13 protein-coding genes are annotated in these 13,580 nt (G+C 65.4%); 5 read left to right on the top strand and 8 right to left on the bottom strand.

Annotation, left to right across the window (positions count from 1 at the left end; all coding sequences use genetic code 11):
* Nucleotides 1-14 precede the first annotated feature (14 nt).
* The gene (locus tag ACGYK2_RS16060; RefSeq protein ID WP_271689416.1) at nt 15-1,313 is read left to right on the top strand and encodes a glycerate kinase; all 1,299 of its coding nucleotides are present in this window, start codon (nt 15-17) and stop codon (nt 1,311-1,313) included.
* Here ACGYK2_RS16060 and ACGYK2_RS16055 read toward each other — a convergent pair.
* The 6 genes from ACGYK2_RS16055 to ACGYK2_RS16030 form a co-directional block, all read right to left on the bottom strand.
* The gene (locus ACGYK2_RS16055) at nt 1,310-2,398 is read right to left on the bottom strand and encodes a Zn-dependent alcohol dehydrogenase (RefSeq protein WP_271689417.1); all 1,089 of its coding nucleotides are present in this window, start codon (nt 2,396-2,398) and stop codon (nt 1,310-1,312) included. The two genes, ACGYK2_RS16060 and ACGYK2_RS16055, sit on opposite strands and share 4 nt — an antisense overlap.
* A 72-nt stretch (nt 2,399-2,470) precedes the next feature.
* Nucleotides 2,471-3,691, bottom strand: coding sequence for a TCR/Tet family MFS transporter (locus tag ACGYK2_RS16050; protein ID WP_271689418.1), 1,221 nt, complete (start codon nt 3,689-3,691; stop codon nt 2,471-2,473).
* Nucleotides 3,692-3,811: 120 nt separating this feature from the next.
* The gene (gene pcaD, locus ACGYK2_RS16045; protein WP_271689419.1) at nt 3,812-4,615 is read right to left on the bottom strand and encodes a 3-oxoadipate enol-lactonase; all 804 of its coding nucleotides are present in this window, start codon (nt 4,613-4,615) and stop codon (nt 3,812-3,814) included.
* A gap of 169 nt (nt 4,616-4,784) precedes the next feature.
* Nucleotides 4,785-5,756, bottom strand: coding sequence for a threonine/serine dehydratase (locus tag ACGYK2_RS16040; RefSeq protein ID WP_271689420.1), 972 nt, complete (start codon nt 5,754-5,756; stop codon nt 4,785-4,787).
* Nucleotides 5,753-6,574 (bottom strand): alpha/beta fold hydrolase, encoded by an 822-nt coding sequence (locus ACGYK2_RS16035; RefSeq protein WP_276154537.1) that lies wholly within the window; start codon nt 6,572-6,574, stop codon nt 5,753-5,755. The genes ACGYK2_RS16040 and ACGYK2_RS16035 overlap by 4 nt, the downstream gene beginning before the upstream one ends.
* The gene (locus ACGYK2_RS16030) at nt 6,574-7,260 is read right to left on the bottom strand and encodes a haloacid dehalogenase type II (protein WP_271689422.1); all 687 of its coding nucleotides are present in this window, start codon (nt 7,258-7,260) and stop codon (nt 6,574-6,576) included. Before ACGYK2_RS16030 ends, ACGYK2_RS16035 begins: the two co-directional genes overlap by 1 nt.
* Nucleotides 7,261-7,455: 195 nt before the next feature.
* Here ACGYK2_RS16030 and ACGYK2_RS16025 point away from each other — a divergent pair, with 195 nt between their 5' ends.
* Both ACGYK2_RS16025 and ACGYK2_RS16020 read left to right on the top strand, forming a co-directional pair.
* Nucleotides 7,456-7,893, top strand: a complete 438-nt coding sequence (locus ACGYK2_RS16025; RefSeq protein WP_394374343.1) for a peptidylprolyl isomerase — start codon at nt 7,456-7,458, stop codon at nt 7,891-7,893.
* A 97-nt stretch (nt 7,894-7,990) separates the two neighbouring features.
* Nucleotides 7,991-9,106 carry a class I SAM-dependent RNA methyltransferase gene (locus tag ACGYK2_RS16020; protein WP_271689424.1) on the top strand — a complete coding sequence of 372 codons (1,116 nt, stop codon included), beginning with the start codon at nt 7,991-7,993 and terminating at the stop codon, nt 9,104-9,106.
* Nucleotides 9,107-9,295: 189 nt separating this feature from the next.
* On the opposite strand, the gene ACGYK2_RS16015 is transcribed toward ACGYK2_RS16020, so the two are convergent.
* Together ACGYK2_RS16015 and fabB are read right to left on the bottom strand one after the other, a co-directional pair.
* Nucleotides 9,296-10,087 (bottom strand): enoyl-ACP reductase, encoded by a 792-nt coding sequence (locus tag ACGYK2_RS16015; RefSeq protein ID WP_271689425.1) that lies wholly within the window; start codon nt 10,085-10,087, stop codon nt 9,296-9,298.
* A 9-nt stretch (nt 10,088-10,096) separates the two neighbouring features.
* Entirely contained in the window at nt 10,097-11,326 is a 1,230-nt protein-coding gene (gene fabB, locus ACGYK2_RS16010; protein ID WP_067261394.1) for a beta-ketoacyl-ACP synthase I, read from the bottom strand.
* Nucleotides 11,327-11,489: 163 nt separating this feature from the next.
* On the opposite strand from fabB, the gene ACGYK2_RS16005 reads away from it, so the two are divergent.
* Together ACGYK2_RS16005 and ACGYK2_RS16000 are read left to right on the top strand one after the other, a co-directional pair.
* The gene (locus tag ACGYK2_RS16005) at nt 11,490-12,869 is read left to right on the top strand and encodes an NAD-dependent succinate-semialdehyde dehydrogenase (protein ID WP_271689426.1); all 1,380 of its coding nucleotides are present in this window, start codon (nt 11,490-11,492) and stop codon (nt 12,867-12,869) included.
* Nucleotides 12,870-12,934: 65 nt separating this feature from the next.
* The gene (locus ACGYK2_RS16000) at nt 12,935-13,537 is read left to right on the top strand and encodes an SDR family oxidoreductase (protein ID WP_271689427.1); all 603 of its coding nucleotides are present in this window, start codon (nt 12,935-12,937) and stop codon (nt 13,535-13,537) included.
* The last annotated feature ends 43 nt before the right edge of the window (nt 13,538-13,580 follow it).

The raw sequence follows: 13,580 nt of genomic DNA, 5'->3' as shown, positions 1-13,580 counted from the left end.
AGTCGGAGTGCCCTATGCCAAACCTCAATGACCCGAAACGCCAGTTCTTGGCCGAATTGTTCGACACCGCCGTCGCCGCCGCCGATCCGCATTTGATCCTGAAAGACCAGCTGCCGCCGCCGCCCAAAGGGCGCACGGTGGTGATCGGTGCGGGCAAGGGGGCGGCGCAATTGGCGCAGGCGTTCGAGGCCATCTGGCCGCACCCCTATGACGGTGTCGTGGTCACCCGCTACGGCTATGGCGCGCCCTGCGAGCGGATTAAGGTGCTGGAGGCCGCCCATCCGGTGCCCGATCAGGCCGGGGTCGAGGCTGCCCGCGCCTTGCAGGATGCGGTGCAAGGTCTGGGGCCGGAGGATCAGGTGATCGCGCTGGTCTGCGGCGGCGGCTCATCGCTTTTGCCCGCTCCGCCCGAGGGGCTGACGTTGGAGGATTTGCAGGCGTTGAACGCGGCGCTTTTGGCCTCGGGCGCGCCGATTTCGGTCATGAATGACATCCGCAAGCAGTTCAGCACGGTCAACGGCGGACGTCTGGCGGAACTGGCCCATCCCGCGCGGGTGGTGAGCCTTGTGGTCTCTGATGTGCCGGGGGATGATCCGGGGGCCGTGGCCTCCGGCCCCACGGTGCCGGGCTGGCGTACTGCGGCGGCGGTGTTGGAAGAGGTGGCCGCGCGGGGGTTGGAACTGCCGGGGCGCTGCATGGCGTTTCTGGAAAAGGCGGCAACGCAGCCTCAGGAGGATGCGCCAAGCACGACGCAGACCCATGTCATTGCCTCCGCCGGTCTGTCCCTTGCCGCCGCGGCCAAGGCCGCGCAGGCGCGGGGGGTGAACGCGTGGATCCTGTCGGACGCGATCGAGGGTGAGGCGCGGGAGGTGGCGCTGGTCCATGCGGCCCTCGCCCGGCAGGCGCAGGAAAGCGGTTTTCCCCATCCCGCGCCGCTGGTGCTGCTCTCGGGCGGTGAGACGACGGTCACCCTGCGCCACAAGGGGCGCGGCGGGCGGAATGGTGAGTTTGCGCTGTCCCTCGCGCTGGCGCTCGAAGGGCAGGAGGGGATCACGGCCTTGGCCGCGGATACCGATGGTATCGACGGGTCAGAGGATAACGCGGGCGCTTTCGTGGAGGCAGGCACGGCGGCTGCGATGCGCGCGGCGGGGGTGGACCCGCGCGGCGCTTTGCAGCGCAACGATGCTTTCGGGGCCTTCGAGGCGATAGATGCACTGTTTCACACCGGCCCCACCGGGACCAATGTGAATGATTTTCGCGCCCTTCTGATCGGCGATCTGCCGGACCTTTCGCCCGCCACGGGGCAGATTTAGGACCGGTCGAAGACGATCACATTGCGCCGCGCGGCCCCGGTCTTGGTGTCGGCAATCGCCTCGTTGATCTGATCCAGCCGCCAGCGGCCAGAGATCAGACTGTCGAGTTGCAGGCGGCCCTGAAGATAGAGGTCGACCATCCACGGAATGTCGCGCTGGATCACCACATCGCCCATTTTGGAGCCGACCATGCCTTGCCCTAGGGCGGCGAGGACCACCGGTTCATAGCTGGCCTCGGCCCCGCTGTGGGGCATGCCGACCATGATCACCCGGCCCCCGGCGGCGAGGTAGCGCGGCGCGGTTTCATAGGCGGGGATCGCGCCCACGGTGACGATCACGGCATCCGCCCCGCGCCCCATGGCCTTGAAGGCCGCGCGCCACGGCTTCGCCTCGGTCGCGAGCACAGTGTCGGTCGCGCCGAATTCGCGGGCGATGGCGAGTTTGTCTTCGGTCATGTCGACCGCCACGATCCGCCGAGCGCCCGCGATGCGCGCGCCCTGGATGGCGTTGAGGCCGACCCCGCCCGCGCCGATCACCACCACGTCTTGTCCCGCCCGCAGGCCCGCCGCATTGACCACGGCGCCGACGCCGGTGATCACGCCGCAGGCGATCAGGCAGGCGGCGTCTTTGGGAATGTCATGCGAGATTTTCACCACCTGCGACCGGTCTACGACGACCTTCTCGGCGAAACCGCCGGTGTTCATCGCTTGAACGAGCGGTGTGCCCTCCGCCGTTTGCAGCGGCCCTTCGGGCGCTTGCGGGGTTTCGCAGATCGTCGGCTGGCCCGAGGCGCAGTTGGGGCAGCTGCCACAGGCGCGGATCAGGGTGACCACCACGCTGTCGCCTTCGGCCAGACCCTGCACATTCGGCCCCACCGCGCTGACCCGACCTGCGGCCTCATGCCCATAGACGGCGGGCAGGGTGCCACCCCAGCCGCCTTCGGCAAACAGAATGTCGGAATGGCAGATCGCCACGGCATCCAAGGTCACTTCAACCTCGCCCGATTGCGGTGCGTTGATGCGGATGTCTTCGACGCTCAGCGGTGTGTCAAAGGCATGGCAGACGGCGGCTTTGATGGTTTGCAATGGCCTGTCCCTTTCTTTCAATTTTCGCCAGCCTGACGCGGATGGGCCGGTGGCGCAAGACGGGGAATGGGCCTACTGCGGGGAAGTTTCACCTTGTGACGTGGAGGTAGGGCGGCTGGCAAAGAGCGCCAAGCCGCCAAGGGTCAGCAAAAGCGCCAGCAGGAAGGGCGCGCCGGGCAGGTAGAGCGCAGCTTCCGGCGCGGTAAAATAGGCGAAAACCGCCGTCATCGTCAGCGGCGAGAGGATCATCGCCAGCGCGGTGGAGGAACTGAGCGCGCCGTGCAGCTCCCCTTGGGCATCGGCGCTGACGCGGGCCGACATGATGCCTTGAAGCGCGGGCGGGATCACACCGGCCAGCGCGGCGAGCGGGGTCATGATCAGCGCCCAAGTGCCTGAGGTCAGCACGGTCAGCGCGGCAAAGGCGGCAAGGGCAAAAACATGGCCCAAGATCACCGTGGCGCGCGCGCCCAAGCGGCGGATCACGGGGCCGATCAACGCGCCTTGGACAAGCGCCATCAACACGCCGAAGAGGCCCAGAGACAGGCCGATCATCGTCGGCGACCAGCCAAAACGCTCGACCCCGAAATAGGCCCAGACCGCCGGATAGGCGGCAAAGCCCACATGGTAGATGAAATAGACAGCCAAGAGCCTGCCGACCTCGGGCAGTCGGCCAAGGGCGCGCAGCGCGCCCAGCGGATTGGCCCGCCGCCAGTCGAAGGCGCGGCGTTGCGTCGGGGGCAGGGTTTCGCGCAGCACGGCCCAGCCAAGCACCGCATTGCCCGCCGCCAGTACCGCTGCCGCCCAAAAGGGCGCGCGGGTGCCATATTCGCCCAAGACGCCGCCCATCAGCGGCCCCAGAACAAAGCCCGCGCCAAAGGCCGCGCCGATCAGCCCGAAACGCGCCGCGCGGTCCTGCGCCGGAGAGATATCGGCCATATAGGCCGAGGCCGTGGCATGGGTCGCCGCCGTGATGCCCCCCACGAGCCGCCCGATCAGCAGCAGCCAGATGCTGCCCGCGAGTGCCATCACGCCATAATCCACCGTCATCACGATCAGCGCCAGCAGCAGGACCGGGCGGCGGCCAAAACGGTCGGAGAGCCCCCCCAGTACCGGGCCGAAGAGAAATTGCATCGCGGCAAAGCCCGTGGCCAACACCCCGCCCCAAAGGGCCGCATCGCTCAGCCCGCCGCCGCGAACTTCGCGGATCAGGTCGGGCATGACGGGCAGGATCAGGCCGACGCCCATGGCATCGATCATCACCGTCACAAGGATAAAGATCAGTGGCAGCGGCATTCGGTCAGATGTGATCCGCGCAGGGGCCAAAGGCAAGGGCGGACGTCGCGATATGGCGTGAATGCGGCGCGCGTTGCAGGCGTTTGACCCGCTCGCTGCCGGAGACACTTGCCGCCACGATCAGCCCTGCGCCTTCGGGATATGCCCGACACTGGCGAGAAAATCGTTCAACGTTTCTGCGTATTCCTGCGGCTGCTCGACACAGGGCAGATGGCCCGCGCGGCGGATCAATTTGAATTTCGAGGCCGGGATCAGGTCCATCAATTCGCGCACCAGATCTGGCGGGGTTGAGCCATCTTCCGAACCTGCGATGCCAAGCGCGGGCAGGCGTAGACCGGAGGTTGGCGTCATGAAATCACTGTGCGAAATCGCCGCCGAACAGCCCGCATAGCCCGCGTCGGGCTGCCGCGTCAGCATGTTGCGCCAGAGCGCCAGTTCCGGCGTGGCGCGGAACCTGGTCGAGAACCAACGCTCCATCACCGCATCGGCGAGGCTTTCGATGCCGCCCTTTTCGACCTCCGCGATCCGCGCATCCCAGATGTCGCGGTTGCCGATCTTGGTGGCGGTGTTGCTCAGCACCAGCGCGCGGATCATGTCGAGCCGTTTGACTGCCAGCCCCTGCGCGATCATCCCGCCGATCGAGAGGCCGACGAAGACGCAGCTGCGCACCTGAAGGTGGTCGAGCAGGCGTTCGGTATCTGTGATAAGCGAGCCCATGGAATAGGGCGCGGGCGGGCAGGACGACAGGCCATGGCCGCGTTTGTCGAAGCGGATGATGCGCAGACCGGGCGCGAGCAGCGGCAGGATCGGGTCCCACAGGCGCATGTCGGTGCCGAGCGAGTTGGCGAAGACTACGGGCGCGCCGTCCTCGGGGCCGTCGACGCGGTAGTGCAGTTGCACCTCGCCGGTGTCGAAAATCTGCATGGGGGTCTCCTTTGGGCGGCGTTGAGGGGCAGCATATCGTGCGAACGCGGGAGGTCAAAGACGGGACAGTTCGAATAGGTACCGCCCGGTGGCGCAGCGGGCAGCGCCGACCCGCCCCCCTGGGGCGGCGCTTTCAGCACCACCCCGCGGGCCGGCGCTGCCCTAATCGCTACCCCAGCGTCTTCAGCGCGCGGGCAAACATATCCGCGTCAACGTTCCCCCCAGAGATGGTGACGATCACATCGTCGCCCTCGATCTCCCCGCCCCGGAACAGCGCTGCCGCAAGCGCCACGGCACCGCCCGGCTCGGCCACGAGTTTCAACCGGTTGAAGGCATGACCCATAGCCTGCAACGCCTCATCGTCGCTCACCACCAGCCCCGGGCCCACCAACCGCTGCATGATCGGAAAGGTCAGCTCCCCCGGCGCAGGCGTGACGATGGCGTCGCAGATCGAGCCGAGCGCCTTCGCATTCCGTTCGATCTGGCCGGAAATCAACGAGCGGGCGGCATCGTCGAAGCCTTCCGGTTCCGCCGGGCGCACGCGGAACCCCGGCGCCTCGGCCTCCAGCGCCAGCGCGATGCCGGAGGTCAGGCCACCGCCGCCGCAGCAGACGATCACCTGGGCCTCTTCGATCCCGGCCTCGGCGGCCTGCTGGGCGATTTCCAGCCCCGTGGTGCCTTGCCCCGCGATGACCTGCGGCTCGTCATAGGGTTTGATCAGCGTAAGGCCGCGTTCCTCGGCCAAGGCCGCACCGATCTCCTCGCGGCTCTCATTCGCGCGGTCATAGAGCACCACCTCGGCGCCATAGGCGCGGGTGTTGGCGATCTTCAGGCGCGGGCTGTCCTCGGGCATGACGATCACGGCAGGCGCGCCGTGCATCTTGGCTGCCAGTGCCACGCCTTGGGCATGATTGCCGCTGGAATAGGCGATGACGCCCTTGGCGCGCTGCGCGCTCGGCAGGGCCGAAAGCGCCGACCACGCGCCGCGGAACTTGAAGCTGCCAGTATGCTGCAAACACTCGGGTTTGACCCAGACCCGGCGGCCCGCGATCTCGTCCAGAAAGGGGGAGTTCAAGAGCGGCGTGCGCCGCACATGGCCCTTGGCGCGGTCGGCGGCGGCGCGGATCATGTCGATGTTCATTTGATTTGTCCTATCCATTCGTGCAGCGCGGCGAGCGCTTGGGGTTCGTCGAGAAAGGGCACATGGCCGCGGTCCGGCACTTCGGCCACGATCATATCGGGGCGGCGGGCCTGCATCTGCATCAGCGTCTCGCGGCTGAACAAGGTGGAATTGGCCCCGCGGATCGTGACCAGTGGCAACCCTTGCAGCGCATCGAAGAACGGCCACAGATCGACAGCCTGCTGGCCTGCGGCGGCCACGGCATCGCGCAGATGCGGATCATAGGTGATTTTCAGCCCATCGTCGGTCGCCCTGTAGTGACGCTTGACCTCCTCAAGCCAGCGGCTCTCGGGCACGCCGTGAAACTCGGGGAAGGCGCGGGCCATGGCGGCGGCGGCTTCTTCATAGGTTTTGGCGGCGGGGTTGCGACCGAGATAGCCCATGATGAATTCAACGCCCTTGGGGTCAAGCTCGGGCCCCACGTCATTCAGCGCCACGCCCAAAAGGTGATCATGGGCGATCATCGCCAGCGCCATGGCATTCAGCCCGCCGCGCGAGGTGCCGATGAGGGCGACCTGTTCCAGCCCCAGATGCCCGAGCAATTCCAACACGTCGCGGCATTCCACCGAGAGCGTGTAGTTCCGCCAATTCGCGTCGAAATCCGAGCGGCCCCGCCCGCGGTAGTCCATGCGGATCAGCCGGTGATCAGCCAAATGCGGGGCGAGGTAGTCGAAATCCGCGCCCGTGCGGGTGAGACCGGCAAGGCAGAGGATCGGCAGGCCGCGGCCCTCATCCGTGTAATGCAGCGACAGCCCGTCGGAAGTGGTGAAACGCGGCATCAGAGCCCCGCCAATGCGGGAATGCCGCTCAGCTCGCGCAACTGATGCGCGGGTTTCCACGGCAACCGGTCCACCGGATCGCCGCCCCGGTTTACCCATGCGGTGGTGAACCCATAGCCCGTCGCCGCTGCCGCGTCCCAGCCGTTGGAGGACACGAACAGCACCTCGTCCTTGGCACAGCCGAAGTGTGCCCCGACAAGGTCATAGACCGACGCATGCGGTTTGAAGACGCCGACGCTTTCGACCGAAAGCGAGACATCCAAAAGTTCATCGATTCCCGCCGATTGCACCGCCCCGTCCAGCATCGCCGGGGCGCCGTTCGACAAGATCGCGGTGTTCAGGCCCCCGTCTTTCAGCGCGCGCAGCATGGCGGGCACCTCGTTATAGGCGCGAAGCTCCCAATAGAGCGCCAGCAGGCGCGCACGCAGGGCGGGGTCATCGGCGAGGTTCATCTTCTCCAGCGTCCAATCCAGCCCCTCTTGGGTGACTTGCCAGAAATCGTCATGCGCCCCGGTCACGGCCCGCAGCCATGAATACTGCAACTGCTTGAGGCGCCAGTGTTCTGCTAGTTCCGGCCAAGTCTCGGCGATGGCGGCGAAAGCGGGTTCGGCTGCGGCCTCACGGGCGGCGGCGGCCACGTCGAAGAGGGTTCCATAGGCGTCGAAAACGCAGGTCGTGATGGGCATCTGACAGGCTCTCCCTTTCCGTGTCGCGGCAGAGTGGCACGCAGGCGCGGCGGCGAAAAGGGGCGAATTCCGCGATCGGCCCGGACGGGGGGTTTACTCTCGGGGTCACAATCTTCATGCTGTCGCGGAATTTGGAGCACCCGCGCAGATACGCGGCCTCCTTCCCTTTTTTCCCCTACAGATTGGAGACACCCGATGGCTGAGGTCAAATCCGGCGACACAGTACAGATTCACTATACCGGCACGTTGAAAGACGACACCACATTCGACAGCTCCGAGGGCCGTGACCCGCTGGAGTTCGTCGTGGGTTCGGGCCAGATCATCCCCGGTCTCGACAGCGCACTTCCGGGCATGATCGAGGGCGACAAGAAGGTCGTTCAAGTGCCCAGCGAAGAGGCCTATGGCCCCGTGAACCCCGAGATGCGTCAGGCCGTGCCGCGCGAGGGCATCCCGGCGGACATCCCGCTCGATCCCGGCACGCAGCTGCAGATGCAGACCCCCGAAGGTCAGGCGCTGCCGGTGACCGTGGTTGAGGTTGACGAGACCACCGTCACGCTCGACGCCAACCACCCGCTGGCGGGCAAGGACCTGCAGTTCGACATCGAACTGGTCAAGATCGCTTCGGCGGCCTGATATCGGTGGCCGGGGGGCTTCCCCCCGGCACGCCCCAAAGACGTCTCCAGCGTCTTTTCCCCTCGCACGCCCGCGCATTGGCGCTTATGCAGGGGCCATGGATACCCCAGATACATTCGAGATTTTCTTTGTCTGCCCGCCCGGGCTTGAGGATTTGCTCTGCGCCGAAGCGCAGGAAAAAGGTTTTGCAGCAGCGCAGGCCCAGCCCGGTGGCGTGACCGTTCAGGGCGGCTGGCCCGAGGTCTGGCGCGCAAATCTGGAGCTGCGCGGCGCCGCGCGCGTGCTGGCGCGGATCGGCGGTTTCATGGCCTTCCATCTGGCGCAGCTGGATAAACGCTGCCGCAAGTTTCCCTTCGGCGATGTGCTGAGGGCCGATGTGCCGGTGAAGGTGCAGGTGACCAGCAAGGCGTCGAAGATCTATCACGCCGGGGCCGCGGCCCAGCGGGTCGAGACCGCGCTGCGCGAGAGCCATGGCATCCCTGTCGATGCCGAGGCCGCGCTGGTGCTGAAGGTGCGCATCCACGACAATCAGGTGACCTTCAGCCTCGATACCTCCGGCGAGGCGCTGCACAAACGCGGCCACAAGGAGGCCGTGGGCAAGGCGCCAATGCGCGAGAACATGGCGGCACTGATGCTGCGGTCCTGCGGCTATGCGCCCGGCGAGCCGGTGGTCGACCCGATGTGCGGCTCGGGGACGTTCCTGATCGAGGCGGCCGAGATCGCGGCGGGGTTGAAGCCCGGGCGCTCGCGGCGCTTCGCTTTCGAGGATCTGGCGAGTTTCGATGCCGGGGCGTGGGAAGAAATGCGCGCTGCGGGGGCGGAGGCCGAGCCTGCCGTGCGGTTCCACGGCTCCGACCGGGATGCGGGCGCGATCCGCATAAGCACGGCCAATGCCGACCGGGCCGGAGTAGGTGGCTGGTGTGATTTTGCCTGCCACGGGGCAGGGGAGGTGCAGCCGCCCGAAGGCCCGCCCGGGCTGGTGATCGTGAACCCGCCCTACGGCGGGCGGATCGGCAACAAGAAGCTGCTTTATCCGCTCTATGGGACGCTGGGCGAGACGCTGAAGGCGCGGTTCCGCGGCTGGCGGGTGGGGCTGGTGACCTCGGAGCCGCCGCTTGCCAAGGCGACCGGGCTGCCGTGGAAGGGGCAGGGGCCGGCGATTGCCCATGGCGGGATGAAAGTGTGGCTTTGGAAGACCGAGGCGTTGCGGTAGCAATTGAGGGCCATCGCCTGCCCGTGGGGTGGCGATCCTGACGGTGATCCGTCCCACTTTATGGTGCAGCGTGAGTGTGCCCTCACAAAGGCGCGCCTAGCCTCACCAAATCGCCTCCCCGCCGGGACGGGCAGGCGATGGCCCGGCGCCTGCGGCTTGATTCCGGGCCGGGGCCAGTCGAAGCCCGTCTTAAAGATGCTCCGCCTGCGGCATCCCCAGCACGTGGAATCCGCCATCCACACGGATAATCTCGCCCGTCGTACAGGCACCTGCGTCGGACGCGAGATACACCGCCGTGCCGCCCACAGCCTCGAGCGTCGCGTTGGACCGCAGCGGCGCGTTCTGATCCGTGTGCTTGTAGGTCTTGCGCGCGCCGCCGATGGCAGCCCCCGCCAGCGTCTTCATCGGCCCCGGCGAGATCGCGTTCACCCGGATGCCTTCCGGCCCCAGATCATTCGCCAGATAGCGCGTCGCACTTTCAAGCGCCGCCTTGGCCACGCCCATCACGTTGTAATTCGGGGTCACCCGGTTCGAGCCCATGTAGGTCAGGGTCATCAGCGTGCCGCCGTTCTCCTTCATCAGCGGATGCGCGCGGCGCGCCACGTCGATGAAGGAATAGGCCGAGATATCCATCGAGTTCTTGAAGTTCGCCCGGCTGGTGTTCAGAAACCGCCCCGTCAGTTCGGATTTGTCCGAAAAGGCAATGGCATGGACGACGAAGTCGATGGTTGGCCAACGCGCGCCAAGCTCCTCGAAGGCGCGGTCGAGCGAGGCGTCGTCGGTCACATCGACATCGACCATGAAGTCGGAGCCGACGCTCTGCGCCAGCGGCTCCAGCCGCTTGCCAAAGGCTTCGCCCTGATAGGTGAAGGCCAGTTCCGCTCCGGCCTCGGCCATCGCCTTGGCGATGCCCCAAGCGATGGAGCGTTCATTGGCCACACCCATGACGAGGCCACGTTTTCCTGCAAGTAAACCAGACATGCCCAGCCCTCAGCCTTGGTACTTCGACAGGATCATCGACCCGTTTGTGCCGCCGAACCCGAAGGAGTTCGTCATCACCGAGTCGAGGCCCGCGTTGTCGACACGCTCCAGCGCGATCTCGGAGGGATCGAGCGCGGGGTCGAGGTTTTGCACGTTGATCGACTTGGCGATGAAATCGTTGTCGAGCATCAAGAGCGAGAAGATCGCCTCCAGCGCGCCGGCAGCGCCCTGCGCGTGGCCGGTCATCGACTTGGTGGAGCTGACGGGCGGGGTGTTGCCCTGACCGAAGACACGGCGCACCGCTTCGATCTCGCCCACGTCGCCCACCGGGGTCGAGGTGCCATGGGCGTTGATGTAGCCCACCTTGCGGCCCTCGGGCAGGGTCTCCAGCGCCAGACGCATGGCGCGCTCGCCGCCCTCGCCCGAAGGGGCCACCATGTCATGCCCGTCGCTGGTGGCGGCATAGCCGGTCACCTCGGCGTAGATTTTCGCACCGCGCGCCAGCGCGTGGTCGAGGTCTTCCAGCACCAGCATGCCGCCGCCGCCGGAGATCACGAAACCGTCGCGGTCCGCGTCGAAGGCGCGGCTCGCTGTCTCGGGCGCGTCGTTGTATTTTGACGACATCGCGCCCATCGCGTCGAAGAGGCAGCTGAGCGTCCAATCCAACTCCTCGCCGCCGCCGGCGAACATCACGTCCTGCTTGCCCAGCATGATTTGCTCGGCCGCGTTGCCGATGCAATGCAGCGAGGTGGAGCAGGCGGAGGTGATGGAATAGTTGATGCCCTTGATCTTGAAGGCGGTCGAGAGGTTCGCGCTGACGGTCGAAGACATGCACTTGGGCACGGCGAAGGGCCCGATGCGCTTGGTCGCCCCGGTGTCCTTCACGATGTTATGCGCGGCGAACATGGCGGAGGTCGACGGCCCGCCCGAGCCTGCCACCAGACCGGTGCGCGGGTTGCTGATCTGCGCCTCGTCGAGCCCCGCGTCCTTGATCGCCTGATCCATGGCGACATAGGCATAGCCCGCGCCCGGCCCCATGAAACGCAAGGTCCGCTTGTCGATGTGATCGGCGAGGTTGATCTTGAGTGTCCCGGCGACGCGGCTGCGGAACCCGTGTTCGGCCATCTCCGGGCTGGCTTCGATCCCGGAGGTGCCGTTTTTCAGTGCTTCGAGCACTTCTTCGGCGTTGTTTCCGATGGATGAGACAATCCCCAACCCTGTGACGACGACGCGGCGCATGCGCAGCACTCCTTTGTTTTGGCAGCCCCGGTGTATGCCAGCACGCCCATACGGCGCAAGCGGTTTGCCGATCCTCTGCGCGCGAAGGTCGCGGTCAAGGTTCTGTGATGGAACGGGGCGGTGGCAGGCGGTGTTGGCTTTGCGAGACATAAAGGAGATTAGAATGCCCAAGATCAATACGGTAAATCCCGCCACCGAAGAGGTGCTCGACACCTATGACGTGATGTCCGAAACCGAAGCGACCCAAGCGGTCGAGGCCACGCATGAGGCGTTCAAGGAATGGCGCAAGCTGACCCATGCCGAACGCGCGCCCTATCTAAAAAAGATCGCCGAGAAGCTGCGCGAGAATAAGGAAAGCCTGTCGGAACTGATGACCCGCGAGGTCGGCAAGCTCTACAAAGACGGGCTGACCGAGGTCGAACTCTGCGCGCAGATCTTTGAATATACCGCCGAGAACGGCCCCGACATGCTGAAGGACGAAGAGCGCAAACACGCGGGCGGCAAGAAGCGCGGTGTGGTGACCTATCAGCCCATCGGCGTGATCTATCAGATCCAGCCGTGGAACTTCCCCCTCTACCAACCCGTGCGCGTGCTGGCCGCGAACCTGATGACCGGCAACGGCTGCGTCCTGAAACACGCGGAAATCTGCACCGGCAGCGGCTTGCGTCTGAAAGAGATCTGCGAAGAAGCGGGCCTGCCCAAAGACCTGTTCAACGTTATCATCATTGACCACGATACCTCCGACAAGCTGATCGGCCATAAGCTGGTGCGCGGCGTGACCATGACCGGCTCTGACAGCGCGGGCAGCCATATCGGGTCCGAGGCTGCGAAACATCTGAAGAAGTCCGTGCTCGAACTGGGCTCGAACGACGCCTATCTCGTGCTCGACGACGCCGATATCGAAACGGCGGTGAAATTCTCGACCATGGGACGGCTTTATAACAACGGCCAGACCTGCGTCTCGGCCAAGCGTTTCATCGTGACCGAGAAGAATTACGACGCTTTCGTGAGTGCCTATGTCGATGCGATGAAGGCGATCCCGATGGGCGATCCGATGGACGAAGACACCAAACTCGGGCCGCTGTCGAGCCAAGAGCAGTTCGAATCCGTCCGCGATCAGGTGAAAGAGAGTGTTGAGAAGGGCGCCGAGGTGCTTTGCGGTGGCGAAGTGCCCGACCGCACAGGTGCCTATTATCCCGCAACCGTACTGGCCGAGGTCAAGCCGGGCATGCCAGCCTATGACGATGAAATCTTCGGACCCGTCGCCTCGGTTATCCGGGCGAAGGATGACGAAGACGCGATGCGCATTGCCAATGACAGCCGCTATGGTCTGGGCGGCGGCATCTTCTGCACGGATGAAGAGCACGCCCTGCGCCTTGCGCGGGATGAGTTCGACACCGGCATGGTGCGGATCAACAACTTTGGCGCCGCCGATCCGAATATGCCCTTCGGCGGGGTAAAGAATTCCGGCTACGGGCGCGAACACGGCGGCTTTGGCATGAAAGAGTTCGTCAACGCCAAGTCGATTTTCCTGCCGTCGTAACCGGAAAAGGCGGGCGGCGCGAGGCGCCGCTCGCCCGTATCAAACTAAATTCCGAGAGGTTCCATATGACCATGAAAATACTTGTCGCCGGTGCGACCGGCAAAACCGGGCGTCTGCTCGTCAGTGAATTGAAAGACCGCGGGGCCGAGCCCATCGCACTGGTGCGCGACGGCTCCGATACCTCTGTTCTGCCCGAGGGCACCGAAGAGCGGAAAGGCAATCTGACCAACCTGCAAACGGGTGTATGCGACGGTGTAGACGCCGTTGTTTTTGCCGCCGGATCAGGCGGCAGCACCGGGCCGGAGATGACCGAAAAGGTTGACCGCGAAGGCGCGCAGCGTCTGGTCGATCTGGCCCGCGAGGCTAAGGTCGACCGCTTCGTGATGCTGAGTTCGGTGGGCGCCGATAACCCGCCTGAGGATCATGAGATGACACATTACCTCAAGGCGAAACAGGCGGCGGATGAACATCTACAGGCCTCTGGCTTGACCCATTCGATCCTGCGGCCCGTGGCGCTGACCGATGACCCCAAGACCAATGCGGTCAATCTGGGCGAGGGGGTCGATCAAAAGGGCGAGGCGCATCGTGCCGATGTGGCAGCCGTGCTGGCCGAGGCCGCGGTTACCGGGCGCCATGACGGTAAGGTGCAGGAAATGCAGACGCTTTGAGCGACAATGCAAAAGGGGGCCGCGCGGCCCCCTTTTCATATCC

The sequence above is a fragment of the Sulfitobacter sp. 1A10359 genome (assembly GCF_043558145.1).
Lineage (GTDB): Bacteria > Pseudomonadota > Alphaproteobacteria > Rhodobacterales > Rhodobacteraceae > Sulfitobacter > Sulfitobacter faviae.
The sequence above is the reverse complement of the archived record's forward strand: the minus strand, read 5'-3'. Positions and strand labels throughout refer to the sequence as shown.

Excerpts from the sequence above, each read along its gene's own strand:
- ACGYK2_RS16060 (WP_271689416.1), top strand. The coding sequence starts at position 15 with ATGCCAAACCTCAATGACCCGAAACGCCAGTTCTTGGCCGAATTGTTC.
- ACGYK2_RS16050 (WP_271689418.1), bottom strand. The coding sequence starts at position 3,691 with ATGCCGCTGCCACTGATCTTTATCCTTGTGACGGTGATGATCGATGCC.
- pcaD (WP_271689419.1), bottom strand. The coding sequence starts at position 4,615 with ATGCAGATTTTCGACACCGGCGAGGTGCAACTGCACTACCGCGTCGAC.
- ACGYK2_RS16040 (WP_271689420.1), bottom strand. The coding sequence starts at position 5,756 with ATGAACATCGACATGATCCGCGCCGCCGCCGACCGCGCCAAGGGCCAT.
- ACGYK2_RS16035 (WP_276154537.1), bottom strand. The coding sequence starts at position 6,574 with ATGCCGCGTTTCACCACTTCCGACGGGCTGTCGCTGCATTACACGGAT.
- ACGYK2_RS16030 (WP_271689422.1), bottom strand. The coding sequence starts at position 7,260 with ATGCCCATCACGACCTGCGTTTTCGACGCCTATGGAACCCTCTTCGAC.
- ACGYK2_RS16025 (WP_394374343.1), top strand. The coding sequence starts at position 7,456 with ATGGCTGAGGTCAAATCCGGCGACACAGTACAGATTCACTATACCGGC.
- ACGYK2_RS16020 (WP_271689424.1), top strand. The coding sequence starts at position 7,991 with ATGGATACCCCAGATACATTCGAGATTTTCTTTGTCTGCCCGCCCGGG.
- ACGYK2_RS16015 (WP_271689425.1), bottom strand. The coding sequence starts at position 10,087 with ATGTCTGGTTTACTTGCAGGAAAACGTGGCCTCGTCATGGGTGTGGCC.
- fabB (WP_067261394.1), bottom strand. The coding sequence starts at position 11,326 with ATGCGCCGCGTCGTCGTCACAGGGTTGGGGATTGTCTCATCCATCGGA.
- ACGYK2_RS16005 (WP_271689426.1), top strand. The coding sequence starts at position 11,490 with ATGCCCAAGATCAATACGGTAAATCCCGCCACCGAAGAGGTGCTCGAC.
- ACGYK2_RS16000 (WP_271689427.1), top strand. The coding sequence starts at position 12,935 with ATGACCATGAAAATACTTGTCGCCGGTGCGACCGGCAAAACCGGGCGT.